We start from the raw sequence: 25,932 nt of genomic DNA, 5'->3' as shown, positions 1-25,932 counted from the left end.
ACGAAACTTCTTTGAAAGGAGTTTCGTTTTTTCAGTCATTACAAATAAGAAAGAAGGCCACAATATGATATTATCCAATCTTCTATTACTGATATTCGCAAGCCTGGGTGGTTATATACTTTCTTTAACTGGTTTATCAATTGGTTGGTTACTTGGTTCCCTAAGTATTACAGGTTTCCTCGCTTACTCTGAACCAGTCTGGATGCAAAGATTAGAGAAACAACCTCAACAGAAAAAAGTTCTTCTTTCATTTCAACATATTGGGCAATGTATTATCGGTATTGAGTTAGGACAAAAATTAACAACTGATATTCTTGTTACGTTTCAACAGCACTGGCTAATCATTATTACTATGATTGTTGGCTCCATTGCTCTTGCTTTATGTTCTGGCCTGATTTTATGGCGTTTTACTAAAGTAGATTTATTTACGAGTCTATTTAGCGCCACTCCTGGTGGATTATCTGTTATGCCCACACTCGCCTCAGAAATAGGTGCTAATACCGCAGCAGTTAGTATTGTTCAAACAATTCGTGTCTTTTTGGTGCTTGGTACAATTCCGCTTCTTTCCGTCAATTGGATCCCTCATAATCCAATTGTACCTCACCTAAAAAATTATTCTACTGGCTCTCCGTTTTGGACAATCTTTTTAATCTTTATCGCTTGGATTGGTTATCGAATCGGAAAACTTTTAAAATTCCCTTCTCCTTGGCTTGTTGGAAGCATGATAAGTGTTGCACTCCTACAGACTCTATCTACACATTATTTTAGCAATAGTCCAACAGCCTGGTGGCCACACTGGATTATGATTTCAGCTCAAATTTTCATTGCAACTAGTATTGGATGTCGTTTTAAAAGGGAAATGTTTATTGGTGTAAAACAAACGATTACAATAGGATTATTTAGTTCTATTGGTCTAATCGGAGTCTCTATATTGTGTGCATTCTTTGTTTCGTCCATCACAAATATTCCACTAGTTGCTTCTATATTAGCTCTTGCACCTGGCGGAATTGCAGAAATGGCAACAACCGCCATCATTTTACAAACAGATGCTACATTTGTAGTCACAGTTCAAGTAATACGCATACTTACAATTCTTGGATTTCTACCCGTTTTCTTTAAATTCCTTTATAGATATTTGCACCACAAAAAATCTAATGTTCATAAAACAGGATAACAGCCCTATCTAATAAAAAAAGTAGAGACTATACAAACCTCTACTTTTTTCTATCTCATAATTATGAAGAAACTAGAAAATATCTTCGCTCTGGTCGTCCCACATTCCCATATATAAGTTCCGCATAAATCCTCTTTTCAGAAATCAAATATTCTAAATAACGCCTTGCTGTTGATCGACTTATTCCTGCTTCTAAACTCAACATTTCTGCTGTAATTCCTTCATGACCTACTTTAGAAACATATTTTTTTATTTTTGATAATGTTAAAGGGTCAATACCTTTTGGAGCATGTCTGCTTTGATTATTTTCCAATCGTTCCTTAAACCATAAACTTTCAATTTCCTCTGATGATAACTGTTTCCTTTGCTGTAATTGCTGTATTTTCTCTCGGTAGTTTTCTAAACTCTTTTTAAATCGATCAAACATAAGCGGCTTTACAATATAATCCGTTACCCCACCTCGCAATGCATGACGAACAATTTCGACTTCTGATGCCGCTGTAATCATAATGATATCCGTATCATGTAAGTTACGCCGAATATATGTCACAAGTTCCGTCCCCTGCATATCAGGTAAATAAACATCTAATAAAACAAGCTGCGGCGAGACAAGATCTAACCACTCTTTCGCTTGTTCCCCTGTTGTTGCAGTTCCAATTACCTTAAATCCCCCTACTTTTTCAGTAAAACGACGATGAATCTCTGCAATGCGAATATCGTCTTCTACAATTAGTACTTCAATCCCCTCGTTCATTACAATTCGCCTCTTTCCTTTGGCAATGCAACTATAAAAAATACACCACCTAGATCCCCTTTTTCTAGCGCGATACTCCCATTTAAATCTTCAACTAGCTCTTTTACCTTCGCTAACCCATAACCGCGTTTTTCTCCTTTTTTTGTCGAAAATCCTTTGTCAAATATATATGTAATTACCTCATCATCAATCCCACGTCCCGAATCTTCAACTTCAATAACAATCTCCTCTCCAATATCTGTTACAAACATTCTCACTTGTTTTTCATACTCCTGATTATATTCAACTGCTTCAAATGCATTGGTAATTAAATTCCCTAAAATTGAAACAACGTGATTACTATCAATATGAGAACCTAATTTTTTCAAACTACTCTCGCGATCTAAAATAAAATCAATTTTCAATTCTCTAGCTCGATTATAGAATCCAATTAAAATTCCACCTAGCCACGGATTTTGTATACGTTTTAAAATAAACTGAACAAAGTCTTGATATACAGCAGTCTCTTTATGAATAAGCTCTAATGCTTCATCATATGACTCTAATTGAATAAGACCTGAAAGCGTATACAATAAATTGTTATACTCATGTGTCTGTGCCCGAAGTGCCTCTGTATAACGTTTAGCTTGAGATAGTTCTTCTGTTAACTGATCCATCTCTGATTTTAAGCGAAAACTAGAAACGACTCCTATTACTACATTGTTCACCTTAATAGGTAATCGATTTACGATAACAGCTCGTCCCTTTATATCTAAATAGCGATCAAATTGTTCTTCTCCAGTTCGAAGCACTTCTAGTATTGAGGAGTTCGGAATAATTTTCAAAATAGAATCCCCAAGGATAGTCTGATGTTTTTTAAGAGAAAGAATTTCATACGCCGCCTGATTGACTAAACGAATGCAACCTTCTTTATCTATCACCATAATTCCTTCTCGTACAGATTGAATGACAGCACTATGTTCCTCATATAGAGAGGAGATTTCTTCTGGTTCAAAGCCAAACATTAATTTTTTTATACTACGTGCTAAATATATAGAACCAAATATCCCAATTACTAATCCAGCGATAGCAATCCAAAACACTCTCTTACCGTATGCTTCTGCCACTTCATGAATATCATCCATAGAAAAACCAACAGATACAACACCAATAATCCGATCAGTCTGATTACGAATTGGTACTTTCCCGCGTAAGGAAGGACCTAATGTCCCAGTCGCTTTAGAAATATATGATTTTCCATCCGTTAAAACCCCTTCGTTATCCCCACCAACCATTTCTTTTCCAATTTTCTCACGCAAAGGATGTGCATAACGAATTCCATCTTTATTTCCCACTACGATAAAATCAGCATCTGTTTCTACCCGTATTTTCTCAACAATTGGTTGAATAATAGCAGATGGGTTTTCCTTCTGAAATGCTTCTTGAATTTCAGGTATAGCAGCGACTGTTTTTGCAACGTGTAATGCCCTTTTACCAATCTGCTCTTCTATTGTTTTAGATACGATATAATAAAAAAGAAAACTCGTTAAAATAATAACTAAAAAAATGAGTGCACTAATCGTCAATGTAATTCTTGGCTGTAATTTTAATTTTTTAAACTTCAAAATCATTCCCCTAACCTTCTTGACATATTGTTTTGTAAAATCTGTTTCATACAAAAAGCACAGCTCATTTATATGAAATACATACTCAAAACAAATGGTTTATAATATATTAGGAAACTTACTTAAAAGAAGTTGTACAAAATCTACATACTCACTTTCCTCATCACTGCTATTTTCCTGACTCAGCCAATAATACCCATCTACTAAATCAAACATTTCAATAGCAGTTATTTCCTGACAATTAGCATGCTGTAATACCATTTTCATCGGCTGTAAATCATCATCCCAATTAAAATGTAATACAAACGCATGTAACAATTCAGGAGTATTTAATTGAGTAAAATAAGCTTCTGCTTCAACATCCTCTCCATACAAACAACCATCAATGATCTCCTGTTCACTTTCTGTTAATCTCAGTCGAACCGCTCCTTTTGTTTCTAGTAATAGATCTGCTATTTCAGGAGTGTGCCTCGCTGCAAACCAAGGTGTTTTCTTTATCCCTGCTGGATGATTCAGTTCTACTCCATTTTTTATTAGGCACTCCACGGCTTGTTTATTCCTAAATTTAATTACTTTCGAAAATACTGACTCATGTAAACGGTCTTTTATCGTTGTCTTCGCCCCACCAGCTAGTAATCTTTCAAACATTTCAATAGGAGCTTTTTTGACAATTACATAATGCAACGGAGTTCTCCCAAACTGATCTTGTTCATTTATATTAGCTCCCGGAATGCCCTCTATGAATTGATCGAGATTTTTGTTTTTAATTGCTTCAAACAATATGTTCAATACATTCACCACTTTCGCACTATGATATTTTTACAGAAAACACCAACAATTAAAGTACTACTTCCCTATAAGACAGGCTACCTTAAATAAAGCATTACATTATTGATTTCAATACATTCTCAAAAGGAATTCACCTATTGTCTTTTTTAAATGATGTATCCATTATAACTAAATATACTAAATTTTGTTTATTATTTAAAAACCGTTAAGTAAAATAAACATATATGTCTATACGAAAGTAGGGTAAAAAATGGAGTCAAAGGAGCTTTTATTAAAAGAAATTGCAATGATTGAAAAATGGGAGAAGGAACAGGAGGATCTTTGGTTCTTTGAAAAATGGGGGAAAATTCCGTTTGCTATTCTTGATAAGCTCACGCCCAAGTTTATTCATAAAAAAATTAATCTTTTACTAGATGAGCTTATTCAATATCTCAATTCTGGAAGTAAATATTTAATTCATCCACAAACAACAATAGAAAAATTTGAAAACGCAGCTTCCTTAACAGATGTTCAAAAATTCCCTTTAAGTGAGATGGATTCAATCGTTGATAAAATCATTGAAAATAGAAAATCCGTCGCAACTGCCCAAGGAGCGACAACTGGATTTGGTGGTATTTTCACCCTAGCAATTGATATTCCAGCTGTTTTAAGTATGTCACTAAATGTTTTACAAGAGATTGCCATTTGCTACGGTTATAATCCTGAAGATATGCAAGAGAGGTTATTTATCGTAAAATGTTTACAATTTTCTTCATCTGATATTGTAGGAAAACAAACAATTCTTCAGGAGTTAAAACATTTTGATTCTCGTGCCAATCATGATGACAGTATGTCTCAAATTAAATCATGGCGAGAAGTGTTTACTGTGTATCGTGACAATTATGGTTGGAAAAAACTTTTTCAACTGATCCCTGTTGCTGGAATGATTTTTGGAGCTTATTTAAATCGAAAAACAATTGAAGAAATTGCTGAAGTAGGTAAGATGCTTTATAAGAAAAGAAGAGTGTTAGATAGATTAGAGGAAATGGAATCCACTTCTAAATAGTATGTAAAAGGCCCCTACTGTGAGGGGCCTTCTTTCATTAATTTTCACTTTTCCCTTTCTCTTCCACCACCTGCACAACAGGCTTCTCACTCACCGCTTGCTGCACAGCACCTTTCCCAGCAAATCCTTCCAATAACTCTTTTAAATCAATGCCAGAAGAGGCTTTCAATGTTTCTTGCATCGTTGCCATTAGATCAGTCGCATAACCTGCAACTTTTCCAGCGCCACTGTTTTTTCCACCGCCGCCTGTATCCACAACAGTAATTTTATCGATGTTGCTAAGTGGGCTTGCAAGTTCTTTTGCGTAACTTGGAAGCATTTTAAGAACCATATCCATAATTGCCGCCTGACCATATAATTCGAATGCTTCAGCAATTTTTTGCTTCGCTTCTGCTTCCGCCAAACCTTTTAATCGAATAACATCCGCTTCCGCTGTACCTTGAGCCTTTTCAACTTCTGCTTTTGCCTGACCTTGTGCTTTTTCAATTTCAGCTTTCGCTAAACCTTCAACACGTACTTCTTCCGCACGTGCTCTTGCCTCCGCTTCAATTTTATATTGTTCTGCATCTGCTTTTTTAATTTGTTTTACTTTTTCCGCTTCCGCTGATTGTTCAACTGCATAACGATCTGCATCTGCTTTTTTCTTTACTTCTGCATCGTATTGTTTTTCACGGCGTGCAATTTCTTTTTCTTCTAATTCAATTTGCTTTTCACGCTCAATAATTTTAACTCGCATTTGTTCTTCTGTAACACCTTGCTGCGCTTTTGCTTGTTGTAATTCATAAGAAAGGTCAGCGTCTGCACGAGCTTGCTCTTGCTCTCTCTTATATGCTTGCACTTTTAATTCTTTATGCTTTTCAGCCTCTGCAATTTGTGCATCACGTTGATATTCAGCTTCTTTTGCCTCTTTTTCCGCACGTGCTTTTTCAATACGTGCTTCTTTTTCACGTTCTGCATTCGCAATTGTTGCATCACGTTTAACCGTTGCGATTTGTGGTTGACCTAAAGCATCTAAATAACCATTTTTGTCCATAATTTCTTTAATCGTAAAGGATACAATACGAAGGCCCATTTTCTTTAAATCTGTCGAAGCAACTTCATGTACCTTTTGTGCAAATTGTTCTCTATTACTGTAAGCATCTTCTACAGTCATTGAAGATAAAATAGCGCGTAAATGACCTTCTAATACTTCCTTCGCTTCTACTTTTAACTCTTCGGTTTCTTTTCCTAAATATTGTTCGGCTGCTGTAGATACTTCTTCAATTGTTGAACCTACTTTAATAATAGAAACACCATTTACCGTAACTGGCACCCCTTGTTTCGTATACGTATCACGTGTTCCAACTTCTAATTTATAGTTTAATAAACTAAGAGGTTCTGCTCGTTGCATAATCGGTACTACAAAAGTACCGCCGCCACGAATAATTTTAATTTTCTTTCCATCATCTGTTGTAACAACATTCTTTCCGCCGCCAAGCCAGTTCCCGGTAACAATCAATGCTTCATCCGGGCCAACTGTACGGTATTTTGTAATAAACACCAAAATAAGTAAAAGTAAAATTGCGAGTAATACACCACCGATAATTAACGGAATCATTTAAATTCCTCCTTATAATTTTGGTTTTTTTAAAGAATAAGCGATGTTTTGTACAAGCAAAACACCATCTTGAACTCCCTCAATAATGACTTGTGTTCCCTGTAAAATATCTTTTTTTCCAATTGCCTTAGCTGGTATCGCATTGCTTCCAAATTTCGAAGAAACTAATACTTCTCCAAAGCCCTCTTTCGGGATGGTAATAATCACTTCTCCCCTACAGCCAACAAATTCATCCATACGTTGCACTGTATTTTGTTCAGACTCTGCAATTGGTTTTAAAATTAATATCTTCATTAGAAAAACTCCAATAAAAGATATGCCGAAAGAAAGACTAAAAATAACAATACTATTTAAAGAAAATAAATACTCTCCTATATAACCAAAACCACAAAGCATTGCAAAGAAACTAAGCAGTAACGTTACAATGGATGTAGATCCACCTCCGAAGCTAAATATGGATTCAAATATATCTCCAAAAAAGATATAAATAACAGTAAGTACGGTAGCAATAATAAATCCATATAAATAAATTGTCTCAAGTGGATAACCCAACAATGTCATGCCTTATCCCCCTTTCATCATTGCCTCTCTCTTTGTTATATGTATGCATCACCTCTTTCAAGAATTATATTTCATAATTTTCAGTTATTTAATCTTTAAAGAAAGACCTGTACGACAGGCTACTTAAAAAAGAACAGGAGGAGCCTATAGTGACAGGCTCCTCCTAGAAAATAACCGATATATTGTATATCTATATAATAGATTATTTTACATAAAAAGTAAAGTTTCATATACATTGGAAACAAGTTTATTTTACTAATAATGAATATGCCCCATTTTCATTATTAAATTTATATACATATAAATAATACTTTCCTGTTTTTGCTTGGTATTTTCCTTTAATGACGCTTCCGTCAGCTTGACCGTAAGCAACATAATTTTGCATGTCTGATTCATGATGCAGCACCCATGTCATCCCAATTTGCTGTTCGTTTATAACAGAAATATCTACCTCTTTTGGAGATTTAACCTCGAACATGTAAACATCCGTTTGATTAGAAGTATTCAGATTTCCATTTACAAGCGTATTAAAAGGAATTATCTTTGCTTCTTCAGAGCCTGCACCTGTTTGCGTATCCTGTTTTACGGTGACCATTGTTTGTCCTTTACTTTCTTTTCCTCTATTATCTTTCACTGTTAGCTCCGCTGTATACGTTCCCTCTTTCCCATATACATGAATAGGATTTGCTTTTGTACTTGTTGTACCATCCCCAAAATTCCAAAGATAAGAAATAATTTTTCCCCCTGCGCTTTCTGTACCATCGCTATGAAACTGAATTTTTTCATTTACTTTCCCATTGTAAGGTCCATTCATATTTACTTTAGTAGTTTTGTTTTCCTCTTCATCCGTTGCAACACCGTGGAAAACAATATCATATTCAAACTGATTGGCTGCATTCACACGATAGTTAACAAAATACGCTGTAACTGTTTTATAACCACTCCATCCTTTTTGCGATAGCTGTTCCAATACTTGATTCATTTGCTTGCTCATCGTTTTCCAATCTTCGGATTCACCTTTTGATGCACCACCTATGTACGTGCCTTCTACTGTAAATGTGTTAAAGAATTGAGACTTATGTTTTGTAATATTTGCATTTTTCAAATTCGCAACATCTGCAATTTCTGTCTTCACTTCAGCTAATGGCTTTGGTGCATGTTTTACTAAATAATCATCCGATACTTGTGGTACATCATATTTGTCTTGATTATCAATCAATTGCTGCATATATGTTTGATATTCTTTATTTAATTGTGTGTCCTTACTCAAAGCTTCACGATATGTATCGTAATTTTTCACATCATTCGCACGTATTAAATCTTGAACCTTATCAAATGTTTCAAATCGATGATTATACAAATAAGACTGCAGTGCAAAGGAATAGTTATAAAAATCCCATGATCCATACTTTGCAAACAATGTTTGCTCTGCAGTATAACGATTCGCTGGATCAGATGATAAACCACTAATTATACTCTTACGTGGAACAACATTATTTGTACGTGTAGATCCCGCAAAAAATTCCGCATTACCTTCTTGGAACCAAGTTAATCTTTCATTTTGATACATATCCCCTCTTCCAAATAAACCAGGAACCTCGTATCTTCCTTGTAAATAATGTGTAAATTCATGACGGAACAACTCTTCTAAACTATAAATGCTTTGTTCCGGGGTGCGCTCATATGTAAAGAAAGTTCCCTTCTCTTCGATATAGATTCCACCATTGTTTGTTTCATATCCATATAACTGTCTATTTAACTGATATTCATCCGGATTATTATAAATTACTACTGTCAATACATCATCAGCGTTCCCTGATTCTAACGCTTTATCATTTCCAATTACACGATGATATTGCGCTTTTACTTCCTTGGCAGCCCAATATAATCTCTTAATCTTCTCCTCTGTTACTTTGTCTCCTGTTTTAAATACGATAGACCCATCATCAAATTTGTATGTTTTCGGTAAATACTGCTGTTTGCCTTCTTCACGTATTTTCTCTAAATCTACTGTATTCCCACTAGAGTCTTTTCCACCATAATTTGTTGTAATTTGCTCTACCGCTGTAAAATAAGCTTCTCTTAGGCGAGGATACATCCCCATTGCTTGTGTAATAACTTCTAATCCTTTATTTGGATTGCTATGAAATTTCCCTAAACGTCCTACATAATAAATACCATTATTAATTAGCCAACTATTTTCAGTTGTCACATTCCGTATGAGAGCGATTCTACTAACCTCATTTATAAAGTTATCAATCTTTCCATACCACATTGTTGCATTAGGCTCTTTACGCGTATCATACAAGTAAGACTGTATGTCATAATCAATTCCTTGTATGATATCATATATAGCTTGTCCTTTCGTACGATCACCTACATACGTAGATAGGTGATCATTATACTGTTTTAAAATATTTGTCGCATACTGCACTGTTTCAGCATCACTAGAAGCATTGCTAATTAATTTCCCATACGCAGCTACCACTTTATCTTGCTCAGCTGTACCTAATTTAAAGTTTGGGTTTTTCGCAATTGCTTTTAATGCTGGTAAGCATTTATCATGGAAACTTCTCTCATCTAAGTAACTTAATTCATTATTATAAAATCCCAAATAAAAAGCAGAACGTAATACCTCAACAAATGTGTCAATTCCCTTTGCATCTTCTTTCGTAAAAGTACTTCCTCGTCGTCCTAACTCATCAATGATAACTTTCATGCGCTCTTTATTTTGATAAAAAGCTTTCGTATCTTGATTGAATTGGAATAAATCTGTAATTTGATTCCAACGAATATTTGCTAGCGTATCAATTAGTTCACTATCGCTCATTCTATTAAGCTCTGCCATAGAATAACTTTGCTGGAATTGTCTAACTTCAGCCCGCTCCGCAATCGGCGCTGGTCGCTGTGAAAAATCTCCTACTTTTAAACGCTTTTCAAATGATAATGTTTCATCCACCTTTGTAGAATGTACAATTTCATCTTTTAAAGTTTCTATACCGACAGGTTTCATTTGTAATACATTGTAAGGTGCTTTTTCTTCTGCTGATACTTCAGCTTGCCATCCACTTAATGATAATGCCATTGTACTAATCCCTAGCATTATTTGATTAAACTTTATGTTCTTTTTCATAATAAGTCCTCCCTAGTTGTATATCCGCAACATGAAAATAACATATCATCTTGATAAAATAATATAAAATGCAATATTTCATATTATTTCTGTATACATTTCGAACGTTTTATGAATAATCATACTAACGTATCTCTTCTATAAAAAGTGAATTTTTTGACATTTAAACCGATAATTGTTATGGTTAATATAACTGTTAACCTAATTAATTAAAGGTGGGATTCTATGATAAAAAAAGAAAACAGTGTATTTTATATCTCCATCTTGCTTACAACCTTATTTATTATACGGGGTGTGCTTCCAGCAAGTTGGATACAAGGCTATGATTTACAAAGTGTTACCTCTTCTTTAAATTCTTTTATTCTCAATAAGTTTGGGTGGTTTTACTCTCTACTTATGACCACAATGATTGTTTTAGCTGTTTATTTAGCATTTTCAAAGTATGGATCAATTCGTCTTGGTAAAGATGATGAGAAACCAAAATATAGCTACCTTTCTTGGCTCGCCATGTTGTTTGGAGCAGGGATGGGAATTGGTCTTCTCTTTTATGGGATTGCTGAACCAATTTCACATTTCGGGGCACCGCTTACCGGTGAACCTGGAACTGAACAAAGCGCAAAACTTGCTATGCAATATTCATTTTTTCACTGGGGTCTCTTCCCTTGGTCACTTTATGCGATGGTTGCTTTAACAATTGCATACTTTACGTTCAGAAAACAACAAGGTAGTACAATCGGTGCTACAGTTACTCCGTTATTTAATCGATCGAAAAATTCTCCTATTGGAAAAACAGTAGATATTTTAGCTGTGTTGGCAACCGTCTTCGGAATTGTGCCATCCGTAGGAATCGGTGCACAACAAATTGCCGGAGGGTTAAGTTACTTATTTCCTTCTATCAACAATACAATGAGTACACAGCTGGTACTCATTGCTATTTTCACTATACTCTATTTAACTAGTGCGCAAACTGGTTTAGATCGTGGGATTAAATATTTGAGTAACTTAAACTTCTCCCTTGCTGGGATATTACTTGTTTCCTTTTTAATTCTTGGGCCAACTGTTTTTATTATGAAATACTTTACTTCTACACTAGGTTCTTACATTGGGGCACTACCAAGTATGGGATTAAACTTAGGAGCCTTTAGTAAAGAGTCCTCTTCTTGGATTGAAAATTGGACGATTTTCTACTGGGGTTGGTGGATTTCGTGGTCGCCATTCGTCGGTACATTTATCGCCCGCGTATCCCGCGGACGTACAATCCGTGAATTCATTTTTGGCGTAGTCTTAATTCCAACACTCATCTGTACATTTTGGTTTGCTGTTTTTGGCGGAACTGCGATTCATATGGAAATGTTCCAATCACTTGGAATTGCTGATGAAATCGCCAAAAATGGAACAGAGATTGGATTATTCGCCGTCATTTCCCATTTACCATTCTCAACATTTTTAACCATTGTTAGTCTCATTTTAGTAGCAACGTTCTTTGTTACCTCTGCTGACTCTGCAACATTCGTTGTTTCTATGCAAACAAGTAATGGTAATTTATCGCCAAAAAACCATTTGAAACTTATTTGGGGATTAACTATTGCAGCGATCGCAGCCATTCTCTTGCAGGCTGGCGGATTAAATGCCTTACAGATTGCAGCGATTATTGCAGCCTTGCCATTCTCTATTGTTGTCGTTTTAATGATAACCTCATTATTCAAAGAGCTAAGACAAGAAGAAATTGTTACGCAAACGCAAAACGTAACACAAAAAATAAAAAAGGTTATGTAATTTGTAGCACCTCTTATCTATTTAGAGGTGCTTTTTAAATCAATTCTTTTATATTGAAACTGTAAAAGGAAGAAATATTATATAAAAAAGTCGTTATTATAGGATTACTTTCAGTTCTATTAGCGGCATGTGGTTCTAGCGATAAAAAAATGAAAAAGCATCATCAAAGGCGAGCGAAAAAATCGAACAAATAAAGTGAAACTTTAGTCAGTGTGGGGGGCTTCATCCCACACTGATTATCAGCCCGCACCAATCGGGCTTTTACGGTCAGTTGATCCCCCACCTAACTTCTTTACTCTTGCTGAATTTTGAGGTGGGGGTCTTACTGCCCGTTAGCGGGATAAAAAATCGTGGTGAACTAGTAGGCGCAGATAAGCTAGGTGGCGAAGAACAAATTGCAATCGCAGTGAAAAAAGGAAATAAAGAAATGCATGATTGGATCAATAAGGAGCTTAAAAATTTAGGAAAAGAAAACTATCTTCATAAGCTATACGATACACATTAAAAAGAAGAATTTGGTTCACAAGTAAAACCTGAATTCGTTATTACATAAGGTGGAAAAGTAAACTAACAAAAGCAAGCTCATGAAATATGAATTTCATGAGCTTGCTTTTATTACTATCAATATAAAAAAGGGATTACGCCATTTTCTCACTTGATTCTTCTCTAAAAAAGCTCTTCATTGCGTGGAATACATCAACTTTCTGTTTTAAAATATAGTACCTGAAATTCTCATCTTTAATATTTTTATAGGCTGACATAAGCGTACTATGGCGATTATACTGATTTACTTCCCCATACCCAAACATATTACATAGCTTCATCAATTCTTGAACAAGCTTCACACACCGAGCGTTATCTGATGTTAAGTTATCCCCATCTGAAAAATGAAATGGATAAATATTATAGCGTTCCGGTGAATACTTTCCATCTATAAGCTCAAGTGCTTTTCTATAAACAGAAGAACATATTGTTCCGCCACTTTCTCCTTTTGAGAAAAATTCTTCTTCTGTCACGACCTTCGCTTCTGTATGATGAGCAATAAATTCTATATCTACCGTTTCATACTTTGTACGTAAAAATCTTGTCATCCAAAAGAAGAAGCTACGCGCCATATACTTCTCCCAAAGCCCCATAGATCCGCTCGTATCCATCATTGCTAATACAACCGCTTTTGAATCTGGCTTCAACACTTCATTCCATGTTCGGAATTTCAAATCTTCTTGACGAATCGGATGAAAAGCTGGTTTTCCACTCATGGCATTTCGTTTATAAGCTGATATCATCGTCCGTTTTTTATCAATATTTCCCCATAATCCTGTTTTTCTAATGTCGTTAAATTCAATATGTTCAATACGATTTTCGTCCATTTCTTTCCGCTTTAAGTTAGGTAGCTCTAGCTCTTTAAAAAACGCTTGCTCTAATTCTAAAATAGATACTTCTGCTTCATAATAATCTTCCCCAGCTACATCTCCTGCACCTTTCCCTTTTCCTGGTCCTTTTTGTTTTTGACCACTTGATCCATCTCTTGCAACCACATCGCCAACTTTACTACCACCAGTTCCTTGCCCAACATGTTTATTCTTATCATAGTTATATCTAATTTTATATTCATCTAAAGAACGAATTGGTATTTTTACAACGTCCCTACCATTAGACATAACGATACTTTCCTCTGTCACAAGGTCTGGTAAATTATTCTTAATTGCCTCTTGCACCTTTTCCTGATGGCGTTGTTGATCGTCATGTCCTTTGCGATGGAGGGACCAGTTTTCCTGTGAAATTGTATAATTAGGTTGATTTTCTTCGCCCATCCTTTTCCCTCCTTACTGTAATTTCCCTTATTTTCTCTAATAAACAGTAATATAAGAATTTAAGGTTATGATGTAGCCATAAAAGTAGTTAAAAAGTATCTGTTCATTAGAACTTACTTTTTCCATAACCATAAGGCATCCATAGCTTTTTACGTATTGCTCCGAACATCCTTAACAAAAACTTTGATATCCATTTTAAATTGAAATTTCTTTAGCTGATAAGAAAGAAACACAATTCATTGTTGCACACTTTTTCACTCTGCAACATATTGTATTGTGTTGGCTTTTTTCTGTATGAATGGTTGGTTACTCTATCATATGCGTATTGTAAAAATAATTGACAATAAATTCATGAAATTGCATCTTAATTTATTATGTTTGGACAAGTCCATATATGAAATGAAACATTCACTATATAAATACAGATTGAAAAACGACATAAACCCTAACTTTCAGCTGAGAGAGAGCACCCGACCGAGTGTAGTAGCGATCAGTGCCTTTTTTGCCCCTGTCATGTGGAAACAAAGAGAGAAAACAAGTGGATATCTCCTTTCGTTTTCATAGCCGCGACTTATATGCTGAAAAATCAAAATAGATATATATAGTAAAGTTTCATTACTTCAATTGGATAGATATAAAAACGCTGCCTCTGGTTTCATAAGAGACAGCGTTTTATTATCAAACTATCGATTCAGCAAGCTACCTACATAGCGCAACAATTCATTTGCCGATGAAGAATTGTAGCCATGTTCATCGATTAAGCGTGCAACAACATCATTAATTTTCTTCAACTGATTTTCATCTGGTGTTTTCGTAGATGTTGTAATTTTTACAACATCTTTCAAATCAGCAAATAATTTTTTCTGGATTGCTTCGCGAAGGCGCTCATGTGAATTGTAATCAAAACGTTTTCCTTTACGAGCATAAGCAGAAATACGTATTAAAATTTCTTCTCGGAATGCTTTCTTCGCATTTTCTGAAATGCCAATTTGTTCTTCAATGGAACGCATTAGCTTTTCATCTGGACTCATTTCTTCACCTGTTAATGGATCACGTAATTTTGATTTATTGCAATATGCCTCAACGTTGTCTAAGTAATTATCCATAAGAGTCTTAGCCGATTCTTCATACGAATACACAAACGCTTTTTGTACTTCTTTCTTAGCAATTTCATCGTACTCTTTCCTTGCTAATGAAATGAAATTCATATAGCGCTCCCGGTCCTCATTACTAATGGATGGATGCTGATCTAACCCATCTTTTAACGAACGTAACACATCAAGCGCATTAATCGATGGTACTTCTTTTCTAATAATAGTAGAAGAAATGCGGTTAATAACATAACGTGGATCAATTCCACTCATACCTTCATCTTGATATTCACGCTGTAATTCTTCTACATCAATTGAATTATAACCTTCGACCATTTCTCCATCATATAAACGCATCTTTTTAATTAAATCAATATCTGGGCGCTTTGGATCTTTCAAGCGTGTTAAAATCGTAAACATTGCTGCGACGCGAAGTGTGTGCGGCGCAATGTGTACATTTGAAACATCGCTTTCACGAATCATCTTTTCATAAATATGTTCTTCTTCACTAACTCGTAAATTATATGGAACCGGCATCACAATAATCCTTGAATGTAACGCTTCATTTTTCTTGTTAGAGATAAAGGAGCGATACTCTGTTTCATTCGTATGGGCTACAATTAATTCATCTGCTGAGATAAGTGCAAATCTCCCAGCTTTGAAATTTCCCTCTTGTGTAAGAGATAATAGATGCCATAAAAATTTCTCATCACATTTTAACATCTCTTGAAATTCCATCATACCACGGTTTGCTTTATTTAACTCTCCATCAAAACGGTATGCACGTGGATCGGACTCTGAACCATATTCTGCAATTGTAGAAAAATCAATACTTCCTGTTAAATCCGCAATATCCTGTGATTTTGGATCAGAAGGACTAAATGTACCAATTCCTGTCCGGCGATCTTCCGAGAAGAAAATCCGTTCTACAATTACATCTTCAATTCTTCCACCATATTCTTTTTCTAAACGCATCACATTTAATGGTGACAAGTTCCCTTCAATTCTTACACCATATTCATCGTAAAAGTCATCACGTAAATGATGTGGTATGAGATGAAGAGGGTCTTCATGCATCGGGCAACCTTTTATCGCAAAAATAGCTCCGCGATCTGTACGCGAGTATGTTTCTAATCCTCGTTTTAACATAGTGACTAATGTTGATTTCCCACCACTAACTGGTCCCATTAATAGTAAAATCCGTTTTCTAACATCTAAACGTTTCGCAGACGGATGAAAATATTCTTCCACAAGACGCTCTAACGCATCTTCTAATCCAAATAGCTGATTGCTAAAAAAGTTATATTTTTTTCTGCCTTCCACTTCTTCAATACCAGCGTCTTTAATCATATTGTAAATGCGAGAGTGTGCAGTTTGAGCCACCCATGGTCTTTCTTTAACAAGCTCCAAATATTCCGCAAACGTACCTTCCCATTGTAAACGTTCTTCTGCTTCTCGATGCTGTTCAATTTTCTTTAGAATATCCATTATAGCTCCTCCCCCATCTCCTTGTTCAATCGGATTATTATAAAAGGTATGCGAGGATGTCCTTAAACATTCTTTAAATCAAAATGAAATCTCCTACAAACATTATAAATTTCATCCCAAAGTTAAAAGAAAATTCGGTATAATGAATTTATCGGGAAATTCCTTCTCATTCTTACAGATATATCTTCTTTACTTCCACAGAATCTACATAAACTTAAGATCCAAATTCTCTTAAATAAAATATGAAAAAGGAGGATTCACATGAAATTATTATTAATTTTAGGTGTCTCACTTACGTTTCTTACTGCAATTTTCACTTCAGGTTATAACGATAAACCAGGTACAAACAAAAAGTGATGGGCCTAGGCCCATCACTTTTTGTTCTCTATTACATACAACTTTTAATATACAATTTCTAAATCTAAACCTGGATAATTTTGTTGACGGAATGCTTCATAAATTAAAATCGCTGCTGTATTAGATAAATTTAACGAACGCACTTTGTCAGTCATTGGAATACGTAAACAATGATCGAAGTTTTCTTCGATTACGTTTGCTGGCAATCCGTTTGTTTCTCTACCAAATACAAAGTAATAATTTTTCTCTGGCTTACTATAATCAAACGCTGTATGTGCTTTTTCACCATACTTTGTTAAATAGAAAAATTCACCGTCACTATTTTTTTCATAAAACTCTTCAATCGAATCATAATACGTAATTTTTACGTGCTGCCAATAATCTAGGCCGGCACGTTTTAACATTTTATCATCCGTTGAAAATCCAAGCGGTCGAATTAAATGTAATTCTGTCCCAGTAGCTGCACAAGTACGTGCAATATTTCCTGTATTTGCTGGAATTTCTGGTTGATATAAAACAACATGTACTCCCACGCGATATTCACCTCAATCTTTTGTCTACTACGTATTATACCACTTGAGTGAAAAATCTCTACCCATTAATAATATGAAAAAATTTATATTTCATTTGTGGCGTATATTTACTGGAATCTTCATAATTCCAATACCGCCTGCGGCTATTAGCAGAATGTGCATTTACAAGCGGCATACCGTCTGCATCTTTAGCTACAACTATTGTTGTATGATTCCATCTACCATCATCTTCAAAATCATAAACAATTACATCACCGAGTAGAAGGTCTTCCGGACTTTCTACCGCTTTAGCACGTAGTCCTGTTGTAGCCCCTGATAAATACCAATAAAATGAATGAGCAACTGCCCAGCTCCAGCTCCACTGATTCTCCCTTTGCCACCATCCTTTACGAATGTTAGGATACCCAGTCATTGGCGTTTCACCAGCATGCAGACACTGCGAAATAAAATTCGTACAATTATCAGGAAAATTACGATACGCTGGATTCCGATCATCCCACCAAAGCTCCGCGTATTTGACAGCTTCTAAGCGATTATATTGATACGAACCATACTTTCCTTTCGTTATCTCACGCTCTAACGTTTCACCTTGGGCTCTTTCTACTTGTGTTTCAATATCTTTATCTTCTACAATACGCCCATCTTTTAAATAAACACGTCGTTCTAATTGTTCTTCTTCCATGTAAAATAATTCATGGTGATGAACTAAATGTTTCAAATGAACTTGATAATCTACTTCTTGATATTGCCTACTATTCCATTGTCTTATAAAAGATACGTCTGCTGTTGCCTTCACAATTTCAGCATTACGATTTTGAAACAAGTTTCTTTTTCGCTGTAGTACTTGTAATAAATCCGTAGGAATCTCATCGACACTTACACGTTTATTTGTAATATAAGCTAACAATTGTTGTATCTGCTTTTCAATCTTTTGTTTTACCAACATTTCCTCTCCCTCCCATATTACGATATGAAAAAAGGAGACATTATCTACTGTTTTTTCTCAGCTAACATTTCAAGACCTCGATTCATTTCATGGAGAACTTCCTCATCCTTCTCACGTTCCATCGCCTTTTCAATTGCTTCCCCTACACCTTCACCACCGATTTTTCCTAGAGCCCATGCTGCTGTACCACGAATTACAGGTCTTGGATCATCTTTCATAACACCAATTAAATCAGGAATTGCTGTGGCTTCTTTAAAATGAGCAAGGGCCAAAATTGCATTTCGTTGCAATGGTTTTTTCCCGCGCCATGATCCAGACATAATTCCATATTTTTCTTTGAAATCTCGATTACTTATCGTTAATAATGGAGTTAATAATGGTTTAACAAGCTCTGGATCCGGCTCCATTTCTGGATGATTATGAAAATCCTTCCCTCTGTTCTTTGGACAAACTGTTTGGCACGTATCACAGCCGTAAATACGATTTCCAATTTTATCTCGATATTCTTCTGGGAGAAAACCTTTTGTTTGCGTTAAAAAAGCAATACATTTTTTTGAATCTAATTGTCCACCTTGTACTAGTGCACCAGTTGGGCAAATATCAATACACTTTGTACAGCTTCCGCACTGATCTTCTATTGGTTGATCCGGCGGAAATGGTACATTCGTAATCATTTCACCTAAATACACATAAGAGCCAAATTCTGGCGTAATAATGGAACAGTTTTTACCGCTCCATCCAATACCAGCACGCTCTGAAACAGCACGATCACTCAGCTCTCCCGTATCCACCATCGATTTCACTTCTATATCAGGAAGCTTCTCAATTAAATACGCCTCTAATTTTTGCAGGCGATCCCGTAAAACAAGATGATAATCTTGCCCCCAAGAAGCACGACAGAAAATGCCACGTCTTTCTCCTCGTTTACTTAACGGTGCATTTTTCAACTTTGATGGGTACGCTAAGGCAATTGCAATAATTGATTTTGCTCCCGGCAATAGTAACTGTGGATTTGTTCTTTTTTCAATATCAGGCTCTTCAAAGCCAGACTGGTAATTTAATTGTTGCTGCTGAATTAAACGCTGTTTTAATTCTTCAAATGGTGATGCACTCGCAAAGCCTATTTTATCTATTCCAATTGTTTTACTATACGCTATAACATCTTGTTTTAATTTCTCAAAATCCATGCTATCCCTCCTTCTACGATGAATACATATCCTCATCAAACAAGTAATCACCTACTGATGGTTAGCCTTTCACTTCGTCATCATAGTTCTTAATTCTATTTTCGCATAAATTTTTCATTTCCAAACATTAAAAAACGCAATGCCTCGTTTATCTTAGAAACGAGACACTGCGTTGATCACAATTTATTATGAGAATATGAAATAATATCTGGAGCGGGTGAAGAGAATCGAACTCTCGACCAGAGCTTGGAAGGCTCTTGTTTTACCACTAAACTACACCCGCAAATATGAAAAAATATAATTTATTGAAATAACTTATGTAAAATAGTATAGCACGTCACAAAAGTCCAAGCAAGAAATTTATCGAAAAAAGTCGAAAAAGTGATGAGTATACTCATCACTTTTTCAATTCTTTATCAATCGCCTTTTTTATACTATCATAATCTGGATTCGCAAGATTTCCGTTTACATATACTGAAGGAGCACCTTGTACTTTCAGCTTCTGTGCACGATCTGAATCTTTACGTACTTTATCTTGGATTTCCTTACTATGTAGATCCTTTTTAAACTGCTCTACATTAACTTTCGGAAGCTTTTCCTTCACTATATTAAGAAGCAGCTCTTCTGTAATCCATTCTTCAGTATCTTTCTTCTGACCTTGATAAATTTCATCATAGAATGTCCAGAAAGATTCTGGGTTCTGTTTATAAATCGCCTCACCGGCAGCAGCCCCTAAATCAGAATCTTTTCCGATAAATGGGAAGTTAATGAAATAAAGCTGTACTTTCCCTTTATTAATATACTCTTCTTTTAGACGAGGTAATACTGTCGCATCCCAAGTTCGACAAGCTGGGCATTTAAAATCTCCAAATTCTACAACCTTAACAGGAGCATCTTCTTTACCTAAAGATTGCTGCGTGGAATAAGCAAACATCTCATTCCCTTTATCTTTTTTGTCATTTATGATACTGTATGCAATTGTCCCGATTACAATTAATACTGCGATAGAAAAAACAATACCAAGAGCCATGATTTTATTTGATGATTTCATATACATTCCTCTTTAAATTCATATTCTGTATACATTGTTGTACACATTACACATGATATCAATACTTTTATACATCATGCAATGAACACGCTCACATAATTTCCAAAAAAAACGACAAATGTGTCAATATTGTGTCTCTTCTTTGGCTATTCTATTCAAAAAAGCGAAGTTCCCTCTATAGAACTTCGCTTTTAGCTTACCGCTTTTTCACGCGCTATTTTTTGCAACGAATGCTGAGTTGGAATATCATGACGAATTACTAATTTTTCACTAATCGCTTGCACATATTCATCATGGCTAATATACCCTTCTTTTTCCATTAATTTCAAAACAACATTTCGTCTCTCTACTGCTTTATCATAGTTCTGGGCAGGAGAATAATAAGCAGGGGCTTTCACAATAGCAGCCATCATTGCACTTTCACTTAATGTTAATTGATTTACCTTTTTACCAAAGTATAGCTGGGATGCTTTTTCAATCCCCCATGCACCTTCTCCATAATAAATATTGCTCACATATAATTTTAAAATCTCATCTTTAGTAAATGTACGCTCAATTTTTTTTGTATAAAAAATCTCTTTCCATTTACGAGAAAATGTACGTTCATTAGATAAAAAAGCATTTTTGGAAAGCTGCTGTGTAATTGTACTTCCACCCTGTACAACACCACCAGCTTTTATATTTTCAATAGAAGCTCGAACAATTGCTATATAGTCTAGACCGTTATGATGATAAAACCTTTTATCTTCTGTCGCAATAAACGCGTGAGCCAAAGGTTCTGGTACCTCTAATTTAGCGGGTACATGCAGCTTGCTAATATCACTTCGCTCAATCATTACATTTCCAATCAATAATAATGTACAACTAAGTAGTAATAATAAAATAATGGCTTTATAAAGAAACTTCGTAATTGGATTGAATGAAACCTTTTGATGATAGTTAACCCTAGACAGTACTCGTTCTTTCATCGTGCACACCTCTTTTCCTTACAGCATATATAATCCTTACATTAAGAATACTGTTTCTTAATGCAATCTCCAATTGATTTCTCTTACACTTACCTTACAATGTTGTAAGCTATAAAATACATATTCTAGCAGAAAAAATGATAAGATTCTATTCAGCCTTCTTCTATTATATCACTTGATGCATTTCCAGTTTTAGTAAGTTATTACCTAACATTTCTTCTACAGCATTTTCTAAAAAATTAATGTAACAATCCAATTTTAATTAGAACAATATAGATATATTACCAAACAAGCGTTCTTGCAATCAATATATATTTACCGTGTATACTTTTTATCCTACTATCTTATTTAGTTTCACCGATTAAAGATCATACTAGACATTTTTACTTACACAATATAAGAAAAAAAGGACAAGTTATTTGGTGATATCTCAAATAACTTGTCCTTTTAAATTTAAAATAAATGAAATAGCCTATAGTCTTCCTATCAAATCATACGGATCTACTTTCCAAGTTTCATATGGAATAAAATTATTTGCATTTATGGCATCAAGTGTTCTCGACTTCATATGTGGGCGTGTTATATATTCATCAATATTATTTTCATTCAAAGCAATAAATTTTGCTTCTTTTATTTCTTCTGGCTGGATTCTTATGTCTCCGCTAACATGCTCTACCTTAAAGACCACCGATAAAATATGCTTTGACGCATTATAGTAAAGACCTGTAATTCCAACTGGTTCTACTAAGAGACCCGTTTCTTCAAGTACTTCTCTACAAACGGCTTGATCAAGAGCCTCTCCCTCCTCTACTTGTCCTCCAGGCATTTCCCATGTATCAACTCTCCACTGTACCTTTACTAAAAGAATTTCGTTATTTGCATTTGTTATGTAAGCAGAAACAGCAACAATGTGCTTAGGTGTTGTATACTCCATTTTATAACCTCCGAAGAACATTCATTTAATTTTAAATACAATATATATTAATATTCATTACTCATTACAAGAATCCTTTTTTATAACCTAAGTTCACATATAGTACATGTACACTCCTACACGATTTCATTTACTCAAATATTTATTGTATGTATAATTAAATAGAATATTCTGGAAAATAAATAAAATATAATTTCAAGAGTGAACAAAAAGATAGGAGGCGTTTTATGACTCGTTGTACGAATTGTAAAACAAAATGGAAAGCAAAAGATGTATGGTCGCTTCTCATGCAAAACGATGGGAAGGATTGTCCATACTGTTACGGAAGACAGTATCTTTCAGATGATACGTTTGAATTTGGTGCTCATGCTTTACCTTTTTTATTTCTTTTTCCGTTCTTTGTTGAATTAAGCGATACAAGTCCTTTATTAAAGTTTAGGAAGAAATAATACAGGTGTATGTTGTTTTTTGATTTGAATATGGAATAAAAAATGCCTCCTCATTATGAATTTTTCAATTCATCTATGAGAAGACATTTATCATCGTAATTATTACAGTTTTTATGCTAGCCCACCCAAATGATTAGACTAAAACCATTGATATCATTAGATTTATAATAATTATTCGCCTAAGTCCACATTGTGGTAAACTTGCTGAACATCTTCTAAATCTTCTAATGCATCAATCATTTTTTCAAATTGTACTTGTGCATCTTCTGAAAGTGTTACATCACTTTGCGCAAGCATTGTTAGTTCAGCAACTGTGAATTCAGTAATACCAGCATCCTTAAGTGCTGCTTGTACCGCATGGAACTGATCAGGCTCAGCATAAACGATAACAGCCTCTTCTTCTTCCAAGATATCACGTGCATCTACATCTGCTTCCATCAAAATTTCAAGTACTTCATCTGCTGTTTTTCCTTCAAGCCCAATAACAGCTGTCGCATCAAACATATATGCTACAGATCCATTTACACCCATGTTACCACTGTTTTTACTAAATGCTGCACGTACATCTGCTGCAGTACGGTTTACGTTATTTGTAAGTGTATCTACAATTACCATAGATCCGTTTGGTCCAAACCCTTCATAACGAAGCTCGTCATAATTTTCTTCTGAACCACCTTTTGCTTTTTCAATTGCACGGTCAATAATTGTTTTTGGTACACTGTACGTTTTCGCACGCTCAAGTACAACTTTTAAAGCTTGGTTTGATTCTGGATCTGGCTCACCTTGTTTTGCAGCTACATAAATCTCACGTCCAAATTTAGCGTATACGCGGCTTGTATTTGCATCTTTTGATGCTTTTTTGTCTTTAATATTATTCCATTTACGACCCATTAAGTTCCACTCTCTTTCACGTTTAAATCTACATAAAAAATATTAATATGAAATATAATGTTTATTCAACACTTTTTCAAAATAAATACAAAAAGTTCATAATCAATTTCATTATGAACATAATGAAAACTCATGCATTTTTTACTTCACATCGTATATTATACCTCAATTTTATTCTTCATTACGAATTTAACACTTCATCAAGTTATTATTTAATTGAAGTAAACAAACAATTATTTGATAATCTATTTTGGCTCTGGGAGATCTCCAGACTCTGCTAATGCAGCAGCAACTTTATCTCCAAAAGTATTTAACACAAAAGTGGTTTCTTCTAAAGGGTCCATCGTTCCTGTAGCAGTATCAATATTACGATTCATCAATCCTTGAAAAGAGTTATGCTCTTCTACAATTTCACTGAAATCTTTCTTTATCCATTTCTCAGTAATTTCCAATAATTGTTGCTTATGAGCGAAATCGCTTTGACTTAAAATATCTTTTACTCTTTCTGCATTCTGTGTAGACATCGGGGTCGCTCCCCAATTTTTATTAGGTATAACTTTTTGATGTGCCATACTATGCATTGCGGAAACCACTTCTTCCTCAGTTGAATGTTTTGTGATATGTAGCTGAGCATTTGAGCCTTCAATTTCTGCAATATTTGTTTCCAAATCATCACTTGATTCTGTAAAAACTTCTCTCTCTCCTCCTACTGGTATCTCAGCCAATTTCAACAATCCATATAATAGTCCACCTGAAAGAAATACTCCACAAATAATAACACCTAACCATCCTTTTCGTTTCATTTCCTTCCCCCATCACATCAAAATTAAACACTTATATAAAATATTCTTTTATCCTATTATACAACAAAAAAGACTCTAACATTTCTGTTAGAGTCTTTTTAAAGCGCTATTTGATACCGATGGTCGGGGTCGAACCGACACTCCCGAAGGAACACGATTTTGAGTCGTGCGCGTCTGCCAATTCCGCCACATCGGCATAATAAGAAAGGCGGCAACCGGATTCGAACCGGTGGTAAAGGTTTTGCAGACCTCTGCCTTACCACTTGGCTATGCCGCCATATTAAATTTGGAGCGGAAGACGGGATTCGAACCCGCGACCCCAACCTTGGCAAGGTTGTATTCTACCACTGAACTACTTCCGCAAAAATGGCTGGGCTAGCTGGATTCGAACCAGCGCATGACGGAGTCAAAGTCCGTTGCCTTACCGCTTGGCTATAGCCCATCGAATTACTAATACATTATATGTTTGCAATACTTATTTTATTACCATTAATATTTAAATAAGACATTACATATCTTATCATAGTTAAATTAATTTGTAAATATTTAAAATAAATGGGGCGACTGATGGGAATCGAACCCACGAATGCCGGAGCCACAATCCGGTGCGTTAACCACTTCGCCACAATCGCCATATTGTGTTTTTGGCAGGGGCAGTAGGAATCGAACCCACACTGGAGGTTTTGGAGACCTCAGTTCTACCTTTAAACTATGCCCCTATGTAAATGGTGGAGGGGGGCAGATTCGAACTGCCGAACCCGAAGGAGCGGATTTACAGTCCGCCGCGTTTAGCCACTTCGCTACCCCTCCGACATTATATGGTGGAGGATGACGGGATCGAACCGCCGACCCCCTGCTTGTAAGGCAGGTGCTCTCCCAGCTGAGCTAATCCTCCATTTTGCCTGGCAACGTCCTACTCTCACAGGGGCAAGGCCCCAACTACCATCGGCGCTAGAGAGCTTAACTTCCGTGTTCGGTATGGGAACG

General features: G+C 35.4%; 21 protein-coding genes, 9 tRNA genes and 1 rRNA gene. 5 read left to right on the top strand and 26 right to left on the bottom strand.

Annotation, left to right across the window (positions count from 1 at the left end; genetic code table 11):
• The first annotated feature begins 64 nt into the window (after window positions 1-64).
• Entirely contained in the window at window positions 65-1,174 is a 1,110-nt protein-coding gene (locus Y7E_RS0103175) for an AbrB family transcriptional regulator (RefSeq protein ID WP_017149867.1), read from the top strand.
• A 61-nt stretch (window positions 1,175-1,235) separates the two neighbouring features.
• Here Y7E_RS0103175 and Y7E_RS0103170 read toward each other — a convergent pair whose 3' ends face one another.
• The 3 genes from Y7E_RS0103170 to Y7E_RS0103160 form a co-directional block, all read right to left on the bottom strand.
• Window positions 1,236-1,928, bottom strand: a complete 693-nt coding sequence (locus Y7E_RS0103170; RefSeq protein WP_017149866.1) for a response regulator — start codon at window positions 1,926-1,928, stop codon at window positions 1,236-1,238.
• A complete protein-coding gene (locus Y7E_RS0103165) occupies window positions 1,928-3,538 on the bottom strand; it encodes an ATP-binding protein (protein ID WP_017149865.1) in 1,611 nt (536 codons plus the stop codon). Before Y7E_RS0103165 ends, Y7E_RS0103170 begins: the two co-directional genes overlap by 1 nt.
• A gap of 93 nt (window positions 3,539-3,631) precedes the next feature.
• Window positions 3,632-4,321, bottom strand: coding sequence for a DUF4274 domain-containing protein (locus Y7E_RS0103160; RefSeq protein ID WP_017149864.1), 690 nt, complete (start codon window positions 4,319-4,321; stop codon window positions 3,632-3,634).
• A 250-nt stretch (window positions 4,322-4,571) separates the two neighbouring features.
• Here Y7E_RS0103160 and Y7E_RS0103155 point away from each other — a divergent pair, with 250 nt between their 5' ends.
• The gene (locus Y7E_RS0103155) at window positions 4,572-5,366 is read left to right on the top strand and encodes an EcsC family protein (RefSeq protein WP_017149863.1); all 795 of its coding nucleotides are present in this window, start codon (window positions 4,572-4,574) and stop codon (window positions 5,364-5,366) included.
• Between the two features lie 37 nt (window positions 5,367-5,403).
• On the opposite strand, the gene Y7E_RS0103150 is transcribed toward Y7E_RS0103155, so the two are convergent.
• The 3 genes from Y7E_RS0103150 to colA all read right to left on the bottom strand — a co-directional run bounded on the left by Y7E_RS0103150 (window position 5,404) and on the right by colA (window position 10,657).
• A complete protein-coding gene (locus tag Y7E_RS0103150; protein WP_017149862.1) occupies window positions 5,404-6,963 on the bottom strand; it encodes a flotillin family protein in 1,560 nt (519 codons plus the stop codon).
• A gap of 12 nt (window positions 6,964-6,975) precedes the next feature.
• Window positions 6,976-7,524 carry an NfeD family protein gene (locus Y7E_RS0103145; protein WP_017149861.1) on the bottom strand — a complete coding sequence of 183 codons (549 nt, stop codon included), beginning with the start codon at window positions 7,522-7,524 and terminating at the stop codon, window positions 6,976-6,978.
• Between the two features lie 247 nt (window positions 7,525-7,771).
• A complete protein-coding gene (gene colA, locus Y7E_RS0103140; RefSeq protein ID WP_017149860.1) occupies window positions 7,772-10,657 on the bottom strand; it encodes a collagenase ColA in 2,886 nt (961 codons plus the stop codon).
• 225 nt (window positions 10,658-10,882) lie between these two features.
• Here colA and opuD point away from each other — a divergent pair, with 225 nt between their 5' ends.
• Complete coding sequence (opuD, locus tag Y7E_RS0103135) at window positions 10,883-12,433, top strand: glycine betaine transporter OpuD (protein WP_017149859.1); 1,551 nt, start codon at window positions 10,883-10,885, stop codon at window positions 12,431-12,433.
• A gap of 298 nt (window positions 12,434-12,731) precedes the next feature.
• Window positions 12,732-12,938 carry a type 2 periplasmic-binding domain-containing protein gene (locus Y7E_RS32540; RefSeq protein ID WP_237741339.1) on the top strand — a complete coding sequence of 69 codons (207 nt, stop codon included), beginning with the start codon at window positions 12,732-12,734 and terminating at the stop codon, window positions 12,936-12,938.
• 133 nt (window positions 12,939-13,071) lie between these two features.
• On the opposite strand, the gene yhbH is transcribed toward Y7E_RS32540, so the two are convergent.
• The 9 genes from yhbH to Y7E_RS0103080 form a co-directional block, all read right to left on the bottom strand.
• Window positions 13,072-14,247, bottom strand: a complete 1,176-nt coding sequence (gene yhbH, locus Y7E_RS0103125; RefSeq protein ID WP_017149857.1) for a sporulation protein YhbH — start codon at window positions 14,245-14,247, stop codon at window positions 13,072-13,074.
• Window positions 14,248-14,930: 683 nt separating this feature from the next.
• On the bottom strand, window positions 14,931-16,826 hold the full coding sequence (locus tag Y7E_RS0103120; RefSeq protein WP_017149856.1) for a PrkA family serine protein kinase: 1,896 nt from the start codon (window positions 16,824-16,826) through the stop codon (window positions 14,931-14,933).
• 401 nt (window positions 16,827-17,227) lie between these two features.
• Window positions 17,228-17,716: a tRNA (uridine(34)/cytosine(34)/5-carboxymethylaminomethyluridine(34)-2'-O)-methyltransferase TrmL gene (trmL, locus tag Y7E_RS0103110; RefSeq protein ID WP_017149855.1), complete on the bottom strand. Its 489-nt coding sequence runs from the start codon at window positions 17,714-17,716 to the stop codon at window positions 17,228-17,230.
• Window positions 17,717-17,774: 58 nt separating this feature from the next.
• Window positions 17,775-18,662, bottom strand: coding sequence for an amidase domain-containing protein (locus tag Y7E_RS0103105; RefSeq protein WP_017149854.1), 888 nt, complete (start codon window positions 18,660-18,662; stop codon window positions 17,775-17,777).
• A gap of 44 nt (window positions 18,663-18,706) precedes the next feature.
• A complete protein-coding gene (queG, locus tag Y7E_RS0103100) occupies window positions 18,707-19,849 on the bottom strand; it encodes a tRNA epoxyqueuosine(34) reductase QueG (protein ID WP_017149853.1) in 1,143 nt (380 codons plus the stop codon).
• 209 nt (window positions 19,850-20,058) lie between these two features.
• Window positions 20,059-20,132 (bottom strand) — tRNA-Gly (locus tag Y7E_RS0103095).
• A gap of 114 nt (window positions 20,133-20,246) precedes the next feature.
• Window positions 20,247-20,900 (bottom strand): DsbA family protein, encoded by a 654-nt coding sequence (locus Y7E_RS0103090; RefSeq protein WP_017149852.1) that lies wholly within the window; start codon window positions 20,898-20,900, stop codon window positions 20,247-20,249.
• A 191-nt stretch (window positions 20,901-21,091) separates the two neighbouring features.
• A complete protein-coding gene (locus Y7E_RS0103085) occupies window positions 21,092-21,868 on the bottom strand; it encodes a transglycosylase domain-containing protein (protein WP_017149851.1) in 777 nt (258 codons plus the stop codon).
• Between the two features lie 472 nt (window positions 21,869-22,340).
• On the bottom strand, window positions 22,341-22,802 hold the full coding sequence (locus Y7E_RS0103080; protein ID WP_017149850.1) for an NUDIX hydrolase: 462 nt from the start codon (window positions 22,800-22,802) through the stop codon (window positions 22,341-22,343).
• 227 nt (window positions 22,803-23,029) lie between these two features.
• Between Y7E_RS0103080 and Y7E_RS0103075 the strand changes: the two genes are divergently transcribed.
• Window positions 23,030-23,251: a hypothetical protein gene (locus Y7E_RS0103075; RefSeq protein ID WP_017149849.1), complete on the top strand. Its 222-nt coding sequence runs from the start codon at window positions 23,030-23,032 to the stop codon at window positions 23,249-23,251.
• A gap of 171 nt (window positions 23,252-23,422) precedes the next feature.
• On the opposite strand, the gene Y7E_RS0103070 is transcribed toward Y7E_RS0103075, so the two are convergent.
• From Y7E_RS0103070 to rrf, 11 genes are all read right to left on the bottom strand, one after another.
• Window positions 23,423-24,142: a YebC/PmpR family DNA-binding transcriptional regulator gene (locus tag Y7E_RS0103070; RefSeq protein WP_017149848.1), complete on the bottom strand. Its 720-nt coding sequence runs from the start codon at window positions 24,140-24,142 to the stop codon at window positions 23,423-23,425.
• Window positions 24,143-24,387: 245 nt separating this feature from the next.
• Window positions 24,388-24,945: a DUF6241 domain-containing protein gene (locus Y7E_RS0103065; RefSeq protein WP_017149847.1), complete on the bottom strand. Its 558-nt coding sequence runs from the start codon at window positions 24,943-24,945 to the stop codon at window positions 24,388-24,390.
• A 114-nt stretch (window positions 24,946-25,059) separates the two neighbouring features.
• Window positions 25,060-25,141, bottom strand: a tRNA-Leu gene (locus Y7E_RS0103060).
• Between the two features lie 10 nt (window positions 25,142-25,151).
• Window positions 25,152-25,222 (bottom strand) — tRNA-Cys (locus Y7E_RS0103055).
• 10 nt (window positions 25,223-25,232) lie between these two features.
• Window positions 25,233-25,307, bottom strand: a tRNA-Gly gene (locus tag Y7E_RS0103050).
• Window positions 25,308-25,312: 5 nt separating this feature from the next.
• A tRNA-Gln gene (locus Y7E_RS0103045) sits at window positions 25,313-25,387 on the bottom strand.
• A 114-nt stretch (window positions 25,388-25,501) separates the two neighbouring features.
• Window positions 25,502-25,577 (bottom strand) — tRNA-His (locus tag Y7E_RS0103040).
• A 13-nt stretch (window positions 25,578-25,590) separates the two neighbouring features.
• A tRNA-Trp gene (locus tag Y7E_RS0103035) sits at window positions 25,591-25,664 on the bottom strand.
• A 7-nt stretch (window positions 25,665-25,671) separates the two neighbouring features.
• Window positions 25,672-25,755 (bottom strand) — tRNA-Tyr (locus tag Y7E_RS0103030).
• 9 nt (window positions 25,756-25,764) lie between these two features.
• Window positions 25,765-25,840: transfer RNA gene (locus Y7E_RS0103025), tRNA-Val, on the bottom strand.
• Window positions 25,841-25,845: 5 nt separating this feature from the next.
• Window positions 25,846-25,932, bottom strand: a 5S ribosomal RNA gene (gene rrf / locus Y7E_RS30720); the annotation flags it as partial.

It is taken from the genome of Bacillus bingmayongensis (assembly GCF_000299035.1).
GTDB classification, from domain to species: Bacteria; Bacillota; Bacilli; order Bacillales; family Bacillaceae_G; genus Bacillus_A; species Bacillus_A bingmayongensis.
This window is presented reverse-complemented; position numbering and strand designations above follow the sequence as displayed.